The organism is Acidimicrobiia bacterium (assembly GCA_012959995.1).
In the GTDB taxonomy this organism is placed as follows: Bacteria; Actinomycetota; Acidimicrobiia; order Acidimicrobiales; family MedAcidi-G1; genus MedAcidi-G2B.
Genome location: DUCC01000010.1, coordinates 10,405 through 25,512, shown reverse-complemented (window position 1 = coordinate 25,512; position 15,108 = coordinate 10,405). Strand labels below are relative to the sequence as shown.

The 15,108-nt window shown below is 57.8% G+C and carries 15 protein-coding genes; 6 read left to right on the top strand and 9 right to left on the bottom strand.

Annotation, left to right across the window (positions count from 1 at the left end; translation table 11 throughout):
- Window positions 1–130: 130 nt before the first annotated feature.
- The 4 genes from EYQ49_02260 to EYQ49_02245 all read left to right on the top strand — a co-directional run bounded on the left by EYQ49_02260 (window position 131) and on the right by EYQ49_02245 (window position 2,327).
- Window positions 131–262 carry a redoxin domain-containing protein gene (locus EYQ49_02260; GenBank protein HIG24703.1) on the top strand — a complete coding sequence of 44 codons (132 nt, stop codon included), beginning with the start codon at window positions 131–133 and terminating at the stop codon, window positions 260–262.
- A gap of 3 nt (window positions 263–265) precedes the next feature.
- Window positions 266–598: a redoxin domain-containing protein gene (locus tag EYQ49_02255; GenBank protein HIG24702.1), complete on the top strand. Its 333-nt coding sequence runs from the start codon at window positions 266–268 to the stop codon at window positions 596–598.
- 2 nt (window positions 599–600) lie between these two features.
- Window positions 601–1,803 (top strand): 2-methylfumaryl-CoA isomerase, encoded by a 1,203-nt coding sequence (locus EYQ49_02250; GenBank protein ID HIG24701.1) that lies wholly within the window; start codon window positions 601–603, stop codon window positions 1,801–1,803.
- A gap of 185 nt (window positions 1,804–1,988) precedes the next feature.
- Window positions 1,989–2,327 (top strand): WhiB family transcriptional regulator, encoded by a 339-nt coding sequence (locus tag EYQ49_02245; protein HIG24700.1) that lies wholly within the window; start codon window positions 1,989–1,991, stop codon window positions 2,325–2,327.
- 14 nt (window positions 2,328–2,341) lie between these two features.
- Here EYQ49_02245 and EYQ49_02240 read toward each other — a convergent pair whose 3' ends face one another.
- From EYQ49_02240 to EYQ49_02225, 4 genes are read right to left on the bottom strand one after another with little or no spacing between them, the layout of a single operon-like run.
- The gene (locus EYQ49_02240; protein HIG24699.1) at window positions 2,342–3,610 is read right to left on the bottom strand and encodes a Glu/Leu/Phe/Val dehydrogenase; all 1,269 of its coding nucleotides are present in this window, start codon (window positions 3,608–3,610) and stop codon (window positions 2,342–2,344) included.
- Window positions 3,611–3,640: 30 nt separating this feature from the next.
- Window positions 3,641–5,962 carry an HAD family hydrolase gene (locus tag EYQ49_02235; GenBank protein ID HIG24698.1) on the bottom strand — a complete coding sequence of 774 codons (2,322 nt, stop codon included), beginning with the start codon at window positions 5,960–5,962 and terminating at the stop codon, window positions 3,641–3,643.
- Window positions 5,963–5,986: 24 nt separating this feature from the next.
- Window positions 5,987–6,733, bottom strand: coding sequence for an NUDIX domain-containing protein (locus tag EYQ49_02230; protein HIG24697.1), 747 nt, complete (start codon window positions 6,731–6,733; stop codon window positions 5,987–5,989).
- Window positions 6,730–7,917 (bottom strand): CoA transferase, encoded by a 1,188-nt coding sequence (locus EYQ49_02225; protein ID HIG24696.1) that lies wholly within the window; start codon window positions 7,915–7,917, stop codon window positions 6,730–6,732. The genes EYQ49_02230 and EYQ49_02225 overlap by 4 nt, the downstream gene beginning before the upstream one ends.
- A 74-nt stretch (window positions 7,918–7,991) precedes the next feature.
- Between EYQ49_02225 and EYQ49_02220 the strand changes: the two genes are divergently transcribed.
- Together EYQ49_02220 and EYQ49_02215 are read left to right on the top strand one after the other, a co-directional pair.
- On the top strand, window positions 7,992–8,825 hold the full coding sequence (locus tag EYQ49_02220) for an SDR family NAD(P)-dependent oxidoreductase (protein ID HIG24695.1): 834 nt from the start codon (window positions 7,992–7,994) through the stop codon (window positions 8,823–8,825).
- 34 nt (window positions 8,826–8,859) lie between these two features.
- Window positions 8,860–10,107, top strand: coding sequence for a cytochrome P450 (locus EYQ49_02215; protein ID HIG24694.1), 1,248 nt, complete (start codon window positions 8,860–8,862; stop codon window positions 10,105–10,107).
- A gap of 75 nt (window positions 10,108–10,182) precedes the next feature.
- Here the strand turns inward: EYQ49_02215 and EYQ49_02210 are convergent, their stop codons facing one another.
- Genes EYQ49_02210 through EYQ49_02190 form a run of 5 tightly spaced genes read right to left on the bottom strand, consistent with a single transcriptional unit; the run spans window position 10,183 to window position 15,073 of the window.
- Window positions 10,183–11,136 carry an MBL fold metallo-hydrolase gene (locus EYQ49_02210; GenBank protein ID HIG24693.1) on the bottom strand — a complete coding sequence of 318 codons (954 nt, stop codon included), beginning with the start codon at window positions 11,134–11,136 and terminating at the stop codon, window positions 10,183–10,185.
- Window positions 11,137–11,182: 46 nt separating this feature from the next.
- Window positions 11,183–12,967 (bottom strand): nitrite/sulfite reductase, encoded by a 1,785-nt coding sequence (locus tag EYQ49_02205; protein ID HIG24692.1) that lies wholly within the window; start codon window positions 12,965–12,967, stop codon window positions 11,183–11,185.
- Window positions 12,964–13,725 (bottom strand): uroporphyrinogen-III C-methyltransferase, encoded by a 762-nt coding sequence (gene cobA, locus EYQ49_02200; protein HIG24691.1) that lies wholly within the window; start codon window positions 13,723–13,725, stop codon window positions 12,964–12,966. Before cobA ends, EYQ49_02205 begins: the two co-directional genes overlap by 4 nt.
- On the bottom strand, window positions 13,722–14,399 hold the full coding sequence (locus tag EYQ49_02195) for a bifunctional precorrin-2 dehydrogenase/sirohydrochlorin ferrochelatase (protein ID HIG24690.1): 678 nt from the start codon (window positions 14,397–14,399) through the stop codon (window positions 13,722–13,724). The genes cobA and EYQ49_02195 overlap by 4 nt, the downstream gene beginning before the upstream one ends.
- Window positions 14,381–15,073: a phosphoadenylyl-sulfate reductase gene (locus tag EYQ49_02190; protein ID HIG24689.1), complete on the bottom strand. Its 693-nt coding sequence runs from the start codon at window positions 15,071–15,073 to the stop codon at window positions 14,381–14,383. Before EYQ49_02190 ends, EYQ49_02195 begins: the two co-directional genes overlap by 19 nt.
- Window positions 15,074–15,108 lie beyond the last annotated feature (35 nt).

Genomic DNA, 15,108 nt, shown 5'->3' with positions numbered 1-15,108 from the left:
CTAACCTTGTTGTTCACTTCTTTCCGAAGCGGGCGTTGAGGGAGGGGTATCGCCTTACGCGTCCGCTAGTTGCTGTTGCTTGGCTGCGTTGCACTAGGGTCTTGGCTGTTCGAAACTTTTGGAGGAAAATATGCTTGAAGTAGGGAGTGCAGCGCCGGCTTTTTCGGCGCCTGATCAGCACGGCAGCACCGTGAGTTCGGGTGATCTGGCCGGTAAGTGGGTGGCCCTTTGGTGGTACCCCAAAGCCAGTACCCCTGGTTGAACGATTCAAGGAGGGGGGCTCCGTGATCGAGCCTCCGAATTTACGGCCGCCAATGCGGTGGCCGTTGGCGTCAGTTTTGACACCGTTGAAGAACAAAAAACTTTCGCTGATGCGGAGGGTTTTGGCTACGCCTTGTTGTCAGACCCCGACCGGGTTATGGGTGCGGCTTATGAAGCGGAGCGTCCTGCGGGCACCCCGTTTTCTGATTATCCGCAGCGCATTACTTATCTCATTGCCCCGGACGGCACTATTGCTAAGACCTACGACTTGAATGAGTCCAAAACATTGGATCAGCATGCTGATGACTTGTTGGCAGATATTGCCGCGTTGAGTTAACGGTGGTTCGGCCTTTAGACGGCCTGCGGGTAGTGGAGGGGTCGGCTTTTGTGGCTGCCCCTTCGGGCGGTATGACTTTGGCGCAATTGGGCGCTGATGTCATACGTTTTGATGCCTTAGGTGGTGGGATAGATCATCAGCGCTGGCCGCTTACCGGCGACGGGGTGAGCTTGTATTGGAACGGTTTAAACAAAGGTAAACGTTCGTTGGCGGTCAACTTGCGAGACCCCGAAGCTCAAGAATTACTCACCGAGTTGATTGCTGGGGCGGGTAATTTTTTGACGAACTTTCCGGCGGGCGGGTGGATGTCTTATGACCGCCTTAGTCAGCGCAAAAAGGATTTAGTGATGGTGGCTATTACGGGTAGTCACGATGGCACTACGGCGGTGGATTACACGGTGAATTGTGCGGTGGGGTATCCGGCAGCTACTGGTTTTGCTGATGATCAGCGTCCTGTTAATAATGTGGTGCCGGCGTGGGATTTAATGTGTGGGCAGATGGCGGCGGTTGGGTTGTTGGCTGCTGATCGCCAGCGCACGCGAACTGGTCAGGGTTCGTTGGTGGCGTTGGCGTTGGCTGATGTGGCGTTGGCCACGGTGGGCATGTTGGGTAATTTGGCTGAGGCGCAAATTAATGGCACGGAGCGTCAACCTATTGGCAACGACCTTTATGGGGCGTATGGCACGGACTTTACTACGAGCGATGGCCGGCGTGTCATGGTGGTGGCTATTAGCCCGAAGCAGTGGCGAGGGTTGCAGGCGGCTACCGAAACGGTTGATGCGGTGGCTGCATTGTCGGTTTCGTTGGGGGTGGATTTTTCTGATGAGGGGCAGCGCTTTTTGGCCCGTGAAGATTTGCGAACGGTATTCGGCCCGTGGTTTGCTGGTCGAACCTTGAGCGAGGTGGCGGAGGCGCTTGATGCTCATGGGGTGTGTTGGGGGCCGTATCGAACGTTTGCGCAGTTGCCGCAAGAAGACCCACGGTGTTCGACGGCCAACCCGATGTTTGCTGATTTGAATCAACCGGGGGTGGGCCAGCACCTGGTGCCTGGTTCGCCGTTGGCTTTTGCGGGGGTTGAGCGGGGGGCGGCTACGGCGCCGCGTTTGGGTCAGCACACGGAACAAATTTTGGCTGAGGATTTGGGCCTAGGGTCGGCGGTTATTGGCGGACTTATCGACCGTGGCGTGGTGGCTACCGACCGGTAACTGGTTGTTACTACCGGGGAGTAATCGTAGGGAGGTATCAGGGCCTCACTGTACTATCTGTAAAAAAGATACTGTAATTCAATAACAATCATTATCAATTGCTTTACTTCGCGCTAAATATTGCCTACCTTCAATGTTGCTGGACGAGGGAGCCGACACGGGTGGTTTCAGCAAGGAGTAGGGAAATGACCGAAGTAGCAGTCACCATGCCAAAGGAATACCCCACCATGAGTTGGATAGACAATGGCAGTTGCCGCGGTGAAAGCAAAATATTCTTCGCTCCTTTCGCCGAACGTCCCGAAGCTCGAGTGCGCCGCGAGGCCAAAGCTCGACAAGTATGCGCCGAATGCGCTTCCATGGACCCCTGCAAAACCTACGCACGCACCAATCGTGAACTCGGTTTCTGGGGTGGCGAATCAGAGTCCGAACGAGCCACCGCCGGGTTCGCTCCCACCACACCTATCATCGGTCGCCGCCAGGTCGCCGCTCAACGAGCCGCCGCTGCACTTTTCAAAACCGGCTGATCAACCAGCCTGAGTTAGGGGAAAATTCCCCGCTGCTGGTACACCTTCTCGAGCCGGCGTAAAGCCACGGCGTAGGCCGCATCACGCCGAGACGCGATACCGAGTTCTTGACGAATGGCCACCACCGCATCGCTGGCCGACCATAAAATCTCTCGCAGTTTGAAATCCACGTCGTCAATATCCCAGCGTTGTGCCGAACGGTTCTGCAGCCATTCAAAGTAAGACACCACCACGCCACCGGCGTTAACCAAAATGTCCGGCAAAATATCTATGCCTCGTTCGGCCAAAATATCTTCGGCAGCCAAAGTGGTGGGGCCGTTGGCTGCTTCCACAATTACCTGGGCTTTGATTGATCCAGCGTTTTCTGAAGTGACCTGATTTTCTAAAGCGGCCGGAATCAAAATATCTACATCCTGAGACCACAAATCGGCGGGGTCTATGGCCTCGGCTTGGGGGAAACCTTTTACCGAACCATGTTCTTGTACCCAGTCGGTGAGGTCAAAAGCATCGATGCCTTCGGGGTTAGCAATGGCTCCCGCATGGTCAGAAGCGGCCAAAACCTGTGCCCCATGGACCTGCAAAATACGGCCTGTGGCGCTTCCCACGTTGCCCCAACCCTGTATGGCTACGGTGGCGCTTGACAAATCAAACCCCACTTCGTCGGCCCAGTGTTGTAAACAAAATACCACGCCTTGGCCCGTGGCTTTTTCTCGTCCAGGGCTGCCGCCGGTTTCTAACGTTTTACCGGTAACAATCCGTTTTACGTTTTGGCGCTCCGAGGCCCCGGTGGAATTAGCGTAGGTATCCATCATCCACACCATGGACTGCGCATTCGAGCCCATGTCGGGTGCCGGAATATCGTGGTCGGGCCCGATGTTGGTGCTCAAACTGTGGGTGAAGCGCCGCACAATGCGTTCCAATTCGCCGGTGCTGTGGTCCCACGGGTTAAAGGTGATGCCGCCTTTAGCGCCCCCAAAAGGAATGTCACACAAAGCGGATTTCCAAGTCATCCACGAGGCCAAGGCCTTTACCTCATCAAGGTTCACCAAGGGACTAAAACGCATGCCCCCTTTGAAAGGCCCAAGCAAATTGTTGTGTTGAATGCGGTAGCCACGGAAAACCCGGTAGTTGCCGTCATCCATCAAAACAGGAAAGTTGACGATGATCTCATTTTTTGGTTGCGACATAATGCAACGCAAATCATCGGAGAGGCCAACCAGGTCGGCTCCACGGTTGAATTGAGCAGTCGCCGTAGCGAACAAACTGATGTGTTCATCGGACATTTTGTGACTCCATCTCTCTGACAGAGAACCTTACTCTTGTGGGTTGACAAAAAAACGGGGGACTAAAGCAACCGCCAACGAACCAAGGCCTGCGCATAATGCAATGACCCACCACATGCTGGTGGGCGGTGAAGCCAATTCAAAAAACTCTCGAGCCGAGGCGCTAAGCATGATCCCCACGTAGGCCAGCCCCATGGCGGCCACCAAGGCGACCTTCCAGCGCAGTAGCGGGCGGCTGATAGACAACAAAATACTCAATCCGGTGGCCAGCAAAATGATGGTGGCTGCTGTTCGGGCTTCATCCAAGGTGGCGCTGCTGGCCCGCACTATCTCGTAGCCCACAAACGTGGCCAAGCCGGCGGCCACCCCAGCCGGTAACGAAAAACGCAGTACTCGCGGCAAAAACCCTGGACGCACCAAACTGGTGTCGGGCGCTAAGGCTAAAAAGAACCCGGGTAAACCGATCGAAAATGTGCCGATCAAAGTGAGTTGTTTGGGTAAGAAAGGAAACGGGCTGCCCAGCAAACCAACAAGTACGGTAAGTAGCACCGCATAGGTGGCTTTGGTAATAAATAGGTTGGCTACTCGCTCAATGTTGTTGATTACCCGGCGGCCTTCGCTGAGCACCCGGGGCAGGGTGGCAAACCGGTCATCGAGCAACACCAATTGGGCTACTGCTCGAGTAGCAGAACTGCCGGAGCCCATGGCGATACCCATGTCGGCGTCTTTGAGCGCCAGCACGTCGTTTACCCCGTCGCCGGTCATGGCGACCGTGTGGCCACTAGATTGCAGGGCGGCCACCATGGCTCGTTTTTGATGCGGGGTGACGCGACCAAAAACAGTGTGGTTGGCTAAAACTTTGGCCAACTCTTCGGGGTCTTGGGGCAGGTCGCGAGCATCAAAACCGGTGTCGGCGTTGGCTATGCCGGCTCGGCGAGCCACGGCGGCCACCGTTGAGGGGTGATCCCCAGAAATAACTTTCAAGGTGATGCCTTGGTCAGCGAGGTAACCAAGGATTTCTGGGGCATCGGGCTTGACGGTGTCTTCTAAGAGTACGAAAGCAAGGGGGGTGCGCTGGCCGGGCAAGGTTTCTAAGTCGGCGCCCGATTCGGTGCAGTGGGTAAGTACCAGCACGCGCCGGCCTTGTTCGGCGTGGGCTACTACTTGTTGGCGCAGGTCGGTGGCTTCTTCGCTCAACAAAATGTCTGGTGCCCCTAAATGGAATACCCCGTGGGGGCCAAAGTCGGTGACCGCCCATTTGCGGGCTGAAGAAAATGGCAGCAGGGCGGCGGCGGTCCACCCGGGGTTGGGGTGAGCGGCAGCGATGGCTTGCAAGGTGGGGTTGGGGTGCGGGTCGGCGGCGGCCATGGCACCCAAAGCGGCTTTTGGGTCAGCGCTTCCTAAGGCTTCAAGCCCGGCGTAAGAAATGTCTCCGGTGGTGATGGTGCCGGTTTTGTCGAGGCAGAGTACATCGACGCGGGCCAGTAATTCTACGGTGGCGAGTTCTTTGGCCAAGGCTTGGCGGCGGGCTAAAGCAATGACCCCCACAATGAATGACAGGCTGGTCAGCAGCACCAAGCCGTCGGGCACCATGGCCACCGCAGCGGCCACCATGCCCCGTAAGGCTTCAGAGGCTTCGTCTTCTTCCATGAGCAGGCGCAACAAAAGCAGCAAAGAGGCAGGCGGGATAATGAAACTCAGCCACCGCAAGATGGTGTTGACGCCTTTTCGGAGCTCGCTGTCGGCCAGTTTGAATTGGCGGGCTTCTTCGGCCAGCGACACAGCGTAGGCCTCGGCACCGATGCGGGTGGCTTGGTAGTGGCCCGACCCTGCGGAGACAAAACTGCCCGAGAGCACTTCGTCGCCGGTGGTTTTTTCTACCGGGTCGGCTTCACCGGTGAGCAACGATTCGTCAATTTCTAAACCCAAACCGTCGAGGATTTGCCCATCGACCACAATTTGGTCACCCGGCAATAAAGCTAAAAGGTCATCGGCTACCACTTCAGAAACCGGTAGTTCGCTAACTTCGCCGTCTCGCACTACCCGTGCTTGTGGTGCCGATAACACGGCTAAAGCGTTGAGGGTGTTGCGGGCTTTGAGTTCTTGAAAAATACCGATCACGCTGTTGGAAATAATCACTCCGGCAAACAAAGCGTCGCTGGCAAAACCGGCCACCAAAATGAGCACCAGCAGCGACCCCATGATGGCGTTGACCGGGGTCAGTACGTTGGTCCGGATGATTTCGGTGGTGGTGCGCACCGGAGCGTCAGGCACATCGTTGGTGCGGCCGTCGGTTACTCGTTGGGTTACTTGGGCAGCGGTGAGCCCGCTGAGGGGCGTGGTGGTGTTCACACCCTGATTTTAGGCGGCTGGGCGCTAGTCGGTGGTTTGTTCAAAAACAAAGCGCTCTTTGCCCAAGGTCAAACGGTGACGGGCACCGGGTATTGATGAGTCGGTGGCGTCGTAGCCAGCGTCGCCTTCCCACATGGCCACCGGGCCGTTGTCGGTGCGAGCCATGTGGGTTAGATAGAATATGGGGTCCATGTCGTCGAGTGCGACTAGGGCTTGGTCAACGTTGGTAAAGCGGGTCAACAAGGTGAGGGTCATCCAGGTGGGGACTACCAGTTCTATGTCCCCTTGGTCGCGGCGGGTTAAGGCGTCTTGGGGGCGCATCCATTCGTGTTCGGTTATTTCGCCGTGGTCTATGGCCACTTCGCCGGCATTTCCGGCAGCCGATCGGGCGGCCAGAAAGAAAGTGGCGTAACGTTTGGGGGTAATAGGCGGGGGTGTCCAGTGGGCGAACCACACTAAGTTTTCTGCGTCGACGGTGATGTCGGCTTCTTCGGCGGCTTCGCGTGCCGCAGCGGCCGAGGCGGTGGCCAGGTCGTCTACTGACCCGTCGGCACCGGTTACTTGGTCTTCGGGGTCGATGCGCCCGCCGGGGAACACCCAGGCCCCACCGAAAGCGATTTTGGAATTTTTACGCAACATGAGCACTTCGAGGCCCTCTTCTTGGTCTCGCAAAATAACTACGGTGGCGGCAGGGATGAGTTCGGTTGTGCCGTGCAGGGCGTGGTGTTTGTTCCAACTGTCGTAACGCTTGAGGTCGTTTTCTTCGATCATGCGATAACTCCGGCTTTTCTGAGGGCGGCGATTTGGTCGGCTCGCCCGGTTTCGGTCACTACTTCGTCGGTGTGTTGGCCCAAGGTTGGGGCAGAATGTTCGCGTAAAGTCACTGGGGTGCCGTGAAAAACCGCTGGCGGTCGGGGCTGGTTGACCCGACCTGCTGTGGGGTGAGTGTGGGCGACAAAAGTTTGGTTGGCTTCGACCTGTGGATCGTCGGCAACTTCTTCAACTTGGCGGATGATGCCAAACGGCACGCCTCGGGCATCGAGGGCTTCCGTGGCTTCTTCAACGGTGACCGTTAAGGCATTCTCCATGACTTGTTTGCGTATTTCCCGGGCCTTGTCAAGGTTTTGCAACCGGTCGCTGAGGTTGGTCAGGTCGGGGTCTGAACTGTCTACGCCGAAAGCATCGGCGAGTCCGTGAAAACCGGTGTTGTCGGGTACGGCGACCGCTACGTGGCCGTCGGCCAGAGGGATGGGCGTATTTGCTGCGGTCATGGATTGTGTTCCGGAGTGGTCGGCGTCGAGCAAGATTTCGTGGTCGGCACCGTCGACAAACAAAAAGGCGATGGCTGCATCAAGCATTGAGAGTTCAATGCGTTGGCCTCCGGTGCCTCGGGAGCGGGCAAAGAGCGCAGCAGTTATGGCTTGGCTCATAGTGTGGGCGGTGAGTTTGTCCGCTATGAGTTGGCGCAGGAATACTGGTTTTTCATCGTTGAGGCCGGTTTGGTTGTCGGCTAACCCTGAGGCGGCCTGGATGGCTGTGTCGTAGACCCGCCGACTGGCGTGGGGGCCGGTGGGGCCAAAACCGCTGAGGTCGGCGTAAATAACTTCAGGGTTGTAGGCCACGACATCTGAGTAAGCCACGCCGAGGCGTTCGGCTACTCCGGGTCGATAGTTTTGGATAACCACATCGGCTTTGGCTATGAGGTCTTTGGTGATTGCTAGGCCTTCGGCCCGGCTGAGGTCTAAGACAACGGAGCGTTTGCCGCGGTTGCATATCTGAAAACTGGACGAAATGTCTTGGATCTTGCAGCCTAAGTGGCGCAAGATGTCGCCACCTGGTCCGCGCTCAATTTTGATGCACTCCGCTCCTTGGTCTACCAAAATGCCGGCGGCCAGGGGGCCGGTAATGGCTACGGAGAGTTCGACTATTTTTATTCCATCTAAGGGGCCGGGCATACACGACCGTACCCCGACCGATGCTTGTTCGGCTAGTTCGGTGTGCTAAATCTGCGTAGAGGCAAGGAGGCCACATGAAAGATTTAAAAAATAAAGTAGCGGTAGTGACCGGGGCGGCCAGTGGGATTGGTCTGGCTATGACCGAAGCGTTTGTGGCGCAAGGCATGAAGGTGGTCATGGCCGATGTAGATGAAAATGCTTTGTCGGCTCAAGCCACTCGGCTTGAGGCATCGGGGGCGGCCGTGTTGGGTGTGCTTTGTGACGTCACTGACCCGGCGGCGGTGCAGGCTTTGGCTGATGCGACAGTTGAGCAGTTTGGTGCGGCGCATGTGTTGTGTAATAACGCGGGTATTGCTCCGGCGGGCCCCATGTTGGGGGTCACCGCCGAAGAGTGGCAGTGGACGGTGGGGGTAAATGTTTTGGGGGTGGCTTACGGGGTGACGACTTTTGGCCCGTTGATGGTGGCTCAGGGGGAGGGTCACATTATTAATACGGCTTCGCAGGCTGGTTTGATGACTACCGAAGTGTTGGGCATGTATTGCGCTACTAAGCATGCGGTGGTGGGTTTGTCGGAATCGCTTTATCGAGAGTTGGTTGATTCGCCGGTGGGGGTGTCGTGTTTATGCCCGGAGTTGGTGAGTACAGAAATTTTTGATGCGGCGCGGTTGCGTCCAGATTGGGTGGAGGTCGATGAGGCCCATGACGCTTTGCAGCCGATGTTGCGGGAGTTACTAGATACCAGGGGCATTGCCCCTTCTTTGGTGGCCGATGCGGTGGTGGAAGCAATTTTGGCTGATCGTTTTTGGGTCTTTACTCATGAGGTGACGGTGCCGCAAGCTCAGCGCAGGTTTGCTGATTTGCTGGCCGGTCGTAACCCGTCGCTTCTCGAAGAGGGCGATTCCGAATGAGTAGTGGTTGACGATTGGGCGTTAGGGTCGGTTTATGAAACTTGGGCAAATTAATCTTTCGGGTCTAGATGAGTTTTGGGCGTTGCCCATGGAAGATCGGGTGGCGGCTTTCAACACTTTGCGCAACGAAGATTCCGTCCGGTTTTTCGAGGAGGCCGTTACCCCGTATTTGCCACCTGGCCCGGGGTATTGGGCTATTACTCGCCATGCCGACGTTATTGAGGCCAGCAAAAACCCGCAGCTTTTTTGTTCGGGTAGTGGGGTAAATATTCCAGATGTCCCACCGGAGTTCAACGAGTTTTTTGGGTCCATGATCAACATGGACGACCCTAGGCACGCTCGTTTTCGTAAGATCGTGTCGGCGGGTTTTACCCCGCGCATGATGACTTCGTTGATGGAAGGGGTGGAGCGCACCGCTACTGAGGTGGTGGATCGTATTGCCGGGTTGGGGGAGTGCGATTTTGTAACGGAGGTAGCCAGTCGTCTGCCTTTGGTCATTATTTGCGACATGATGGGTATCGACCCTGACCGTTACGACGAGGTGTTTCAGCTAAGCAATATTGTTTTGAGTAACGGTGACCCGGAGTACATCGACCCGGAGGCCAACCCGTTGGAGGCTTTTTTGATGGCCGGGGCGGGTTTGGCGGAGATCATGAACGAAACGGCGGAGGCTCGCCGGGGCGGGGACGGTACAGATTTAACGTCGCTGTTGGTCAACGCCGAGGTTGATGGCGAGAGGTTAACGAAAGAAGAGTTGGCGTCATTTTTTGTGTTGCTGTGCGTGGCGGGTAACGAAACAACCCGTACCGCTATTTCGTGGGGGTTGGAGTATCTGACGCAAAACCCCGAGCAGCGAGCGATTTGGTTGAACGATATTGAGGGTGTTACGCCGTCGGCGGTAGAAGAGATTGTGCGTATGGCGTCGCCGGTTATTCATTTTCGTCGCACGGTGACTACCGATGGGGCGATGTTGGGTGGCCACGAGTTTTCTGCCGGTGACAAAATTGTTTTGTGGTACAACTCGGCCAACCGGGACAGTGCGGTGTTTGAGAACCCGGATGTTTTTGATGTGCGCCGCGACCCGAATCCGCACGTGGGTTTTGGTGGGCCGGGGCCGCATTTTTGTTTGGGGGCCCATTTGGCTCGTCGTGAAATCTCGGTGATTTTTCGAGAACTCTTAACTCGTTTGCCGGATATTCACACCACGGCCGAACCGGACCGTTTGCGTTCGGGTTTCGTTAATGGCATCAAGCATTTGCCTTGCGCTTACACCCCGGCCTAAGCCATTGACCGACATATGGGGACAGTCCCCATCTATTGGCAAGAGGTAAAAATGTCTCGGGTTCGTCCTGGGTGTTTAGGTAAGCGACCAGGGGGCTTCGGGGTCGGTGGGGTCGTTGGCGGTGACTTTGTTGGTGGTTTTTAAAGCCAACAGGTGGGCATATACCGAGGCAGCGGCTGGTTTGTGAAGCTTTTCGTCGACGTGGGCGTACATCTCGGTCACCAGCGACATGATGGTGCGGGGCCCGTCGGTCAGGCCGGCCAATATTTGTTCGCTGCGGGCTTCGCGGTGGGCAATGAGGTCGGCTACGTAACTCACTGGTTCGGTGATGGCTGGCCCGTGGGTGGGGCGGTACAGCGTTTCGTCTCGGGTTAATAGCCGCCGCAGGTTGGCCAAGTAATCGTTGAGGTCGCCGTCGGGTGCGGGGATCACCGTGGTGGACCACCCCATGACGTGGTCGCCAGAAAAAAGTGTGGCCTCTTCTTGAAAGGCAAAGCACAGGTGGTTTGAGATGTGCCCGGGGGTGTGGAGGGCTTCGAAGGTGTACCCGGGGCCGGCAATGATTTGCCCATCGGTGACTAAATGGTCGGGCACGAAGTCTTGGTCGCCTGCTCCTTCGCCGTCTGAGGCTTCGGGTTTTTCTCCGTCGGCTATTGCTTGTGCTACACGTTTTTGGTGGGCGTCGATGGCTGCTTGCGGGTGGGGGCCGTAACCCCAGGTGGGGGCTCCGGTGGCTTTTTTTACGGCTGCTGCTGCGGGGGAGTGGTCGGGGTGGGTGTGGGTGATCAACAAATGGCTGACCGTTTGGCCTTTTACGGCAGCCAGCAAAGCGGCCACATGTTCGTCGTCGTCGGGCCCGGGGTCAACAATGGCCACCGACCCACCTGAAGGTGGCCCCACAATAAAAGTGCCGGTGCCGTGGTAGGTAAACACTGAAGGGTTTTGGGCCATAACCCGGCGCACTAATGGGGAAACCTGCTCTATGACTCCGTAAGCAGGAGCATCTTCGCCAACATGTTTTACGGCCATAAATAGAGTCTGCCCGACCGGCGCCGCCTAAACCGGTATCAGGCGGTTAGGTGGCGCATTCTGAGTCGCCGACTTCTGCTACATAGGGGTCGGTTTCGTCAAAGTCGGTGTAGAACTCGGGCCCTTCGGTGGGCAGAGGGAACTGGTCAAGATCTCGCAGGCCTTTAGTTATTTCTGTCACCCCGCCGACTCGGTCTATCCACTGGCGGAAGGTTTCTGCGGCGAGGCGTTCGCCGACAAATTGGCGCATGACCCGCACTACGGCTTGAGGGGCATTGCGGGCGGGGAGTCGCAGGGCTTTGGTGCCAAAGTGAATTTGTTCTTGGCCGACGTAGCCGCCGAGCAGCATTTGGTAGCCGGGGGCTGATTGTCCGTGGGCTCGGCGTTCGGCGCCGAAGAAACCGATGTCGGCGGTGTGGTGTTGTCCGCAACTGTTGGGGCATCCGGAAATGTTTATGCGCACGCCGCCCACGTCGGCCAGGCCGGCTTCTTCGAGGGCTTGGTCGATTGCTTTGGCTAAGCCGCGGCTTTGTGTGACGGCCAGGTTGCAGGTGTCGGCGCCGGGGCAGGCCACCACATCGCGTACTAGTTCGGCGCCTGGTTGGGCCATGTTGGCGGTTAAGAGGTCTTGGTAGAGTTCGGGGAGTTGGCTTTCGTTGAGCCCGCGCAAGACAAAGTTTTGCCGGTTGGTGACTCGAATGTCGCCGGTGAATTTGCGCACTACTCCGGCGAGGGCGCGAAATTGGTGGCCGGTAATGTCGCCGAGTTCGCACCAGGCGTAGGCCGAGACGGTTCCGTTTGCTGCGCCTCGCACCACGTTGGCTTTTACCCACCGGTCGTAGGGGGTGCCGGGGCCGAGAGTTACGGCTACTCCTTGGCCGATAAGGGTGGGTGTTTGGTCGCTGTCTTGGCCGGCCGGGGTGTCGCCTAATTCTGTGACCACCGCGGGGATACCGCCGGGCCAGGTCGCCGAGGCAGGGAGGAGTTTCCGGATAGAGAAAACTTGTTTACGTACTTCTTCTATGCCGAGGTGTTCGACTACCCATTTCATGCGGGCCCGGAGTTTGTTGTCGCGGTTGCCGGTTTGGTCAAAGACCCGCAGTACGGATTCAATAGTTGGCAGCAGGTCTTGGCGACTGGTGAACTCTTCGAGGGCCAAGGCGGCAAATGGTGTGGTGCCTAACCCGCCGGCTACGAAGACGCGAAAACCGTGTTCGATCTGACCGTCTTCGGCGGTGCGTTTGGCGGCGATGACCCCGACGTCGTTGAACATGGCTTGGCCGCAGTCGGTGTCGCAACCTGAGAAGTTGATTTTGAACTTTCGGGGCATGCGTTGGGCGAGTGGGTTGCGCAGAAAATGCTGGTGTACGGCTTCGGCCCAGGCGCTTATGTCGAGAACTTCGTAAGGGCAGGCGCCGGCCAGGTGGCAGCCTTGCACGTTGCGTACGGTGTCGCCGCAGGCCTCTCGGGTAGAGAGCCCCACGGTGGCCAGTTTGCGCATAACGAGGGGGATGTCGTCGAGTTGCACAAAATGGAATTGTAGGTTTTGTCGGGTGGTGATGTGCCCCCAACCGCGGCTGTGTTCTTCAACAACTGCGCCGAGGAGGTCGAGTTGGTCGGCGGTCATTGAGCCGTAGGGCACTTTGACGCGCACCATGTGGTTGGTGCCGCCTTGTCGTTGGCCGTAGATGCCGTTGTTGAGGCGAAATACCCGAAAGACATCGGGGTCGAGTTGGTCGGCGTGGTAGAGGGCCAGCATTTCTTCGAACTTGACTATGTCTGCCTCGATGGCGGGGTCTAAGGGGGTGAGGGTGGCCTGGGGTGGGTTCATTTTGGGTCTCCAGAGGTAGACAGGTGGTCGGTGAGTTGATGCAGGTGGGTGTCGGTGACTTCGAGGGCCGCTACGGCACCGATGACCAACACGCTGGGGGCTTTTACCGGTACTCCGGGGAGTTCAGCCAGCGTGGTGCGGCGTATTTCTTGTTGGTCGGTGGTGGCGGAGCGGATGGCCGCTACTGGGGTGTCGGGGGCGAGTCCGCCGTCTTGAAGTTGTTGGGCTAAGGCAACAGTTCTGGAGGCGCCCATGAGGATGATCAGGGTGGTGCCCAGTTGGGCAGCTGCTTTCCAGTTGATGGGCTGGCCGGTGGCGGGGTCTTGGTGGCCGGTGATGACGGTGAACCCGCTGGAGTACCCGCGTTGGGTGACCGGAATGCCGGCGGCGGCGGGCCCGGCGATGGCTGAGGTTATGCCGGGTACTTCGGTTACTTCAGCTCCGGCGGCTCGTAGGGCGAGGGCTTCTTCTCCGCCGCGGCCGAAGACGAAGGGGTCGCCTCCTTTGAGGCGCACGACGGTTTCGGCTCGCTGGCTGGCGGTGATCAGCACGTGGTTGATGTGGTCTTGGTTGTTGATTTTACTGCCGGGGGTTTTTCCGACGTCGATGAGTTCGGCCCAGGGGGCGATGAGGGCCAGCACGTCGGGGTCGATGAGTCGGTCGTAGACAACAATGTCGGCGCGGGCTAAGAGTTTGGCGGCTCGTATGGTGAGAAGGTCGGCGCTGCCGGGGCCGGCGCCTACTAAATGTACGGTCATGAGGCTGCTGCGACTTGGTCTAGGCCCACGGAATCTAAACCCACGGCGTGGCGTAGGTAGATGCGCGCTTGGGGGTGTTGGCCACGGCAGAGGAGGGCGAAGGTGGTGTCAAGGGCGGCGGCCCATCCGGGGGATTCACTGCTGCCTAATTGGGTTTTCATTTCGTTGCGGGTTTCGTGGGCGAGGTCTAAGAGTGCGGTGTGTTCGGCGCCGATTTGTTGGTCGAGGCGTTTGCGTAGCCAGGTGGCGATGGCTGGGCTTTGGCCTTCGGTGGAGATGGTTATTTGGAGGCGTCCTTGACGGGTGATGGCGGGCAGGGTGTAGTTGCAGTTGGGGAGATCGTCGGCGCTGTTTACCCATATTCCGGCTGCTTCGGCGTCTTGGTGAACTTGGGCATCTATTTCTGGGTGGCCGGTGGCGGTGAGGGCGAGCCGGTAGGAGGCCACTTCTCCGCGTTGGTAGGGGCGTTGGTGCCAGCGCAGGTTTGGGTGGTTGGCTATGGCGGGTACGGCGCGGGGTGCTACCACGGTGAGGGCGGCACCCGCTTGGAGGAGTTCAATGCTTTTGCGGGCGGCGACTGGCCCGGCACCGACTAAGAGTACGGGGCGGTTTTGGAGGTTGAGGTTGATGGGGTAGGGGGTGGGGGAGGTCATGGTTAGAGGTGGATTCCGCATTCTGTTTTGTTGCTGGAGGTCCAGCGGCCGCTGCGGAGGTCTTCGTTCTCTGCTGGTCGTTCGGTGCAGGGCCAGCAACCGATAGATGAGTAGCCCTCAGCGGTGAGGGGGTTGGTCAAAATATTGTTTTGTTCCCAGTATTCGGTGAGGTCTTTTTCTGGCCAAGCGGCGAGGGGGTTTATTTTGATGAGCCCGCGTCGGTCTTGTTCAATAATTGGGGTGTGTGCTCGCTGGGGGCTGTCGGTGCGGCGTAACCCGGAGAGCCATGCGGTTTTGTCGGCGAGGGCTTGGTTGAGGGGTTCGACTTTGCGTTGGTTGCAGCATTGGTCGGTGTCGGCGGCCCAGAGGTCGGCGGCTGGGGGTTGGGGCCGTATTACTCGCAGGTTGATGCGGTAGCGTTTTTGTGCTTGGCGGAGGGTTTGGAGGGTTTGGGAAAAGTGGTAGCCGGTATCTAAGAAGATGACTTCGAGGTCGGGGTCGACTTTGAGGGCGAGGTCGATGAGGAGGGTGTCGGAAAATGAGGTGGTGAGGGCGAGGTTGTGGCCGAAGTTTTGTTGGGCCCAGGTAATGATTTCGCAGGGGTGGGCGGTTTCGTATTGGGTGTTGAGTTTTTCAATTTCGGTGGCGTTAAGGGCCGGGGTGCGTCGAATGTTTACCGTTGTGATGGTTTCCATGGTGCAATTCCTTAAACCTGAGTGATTTGGTCGGG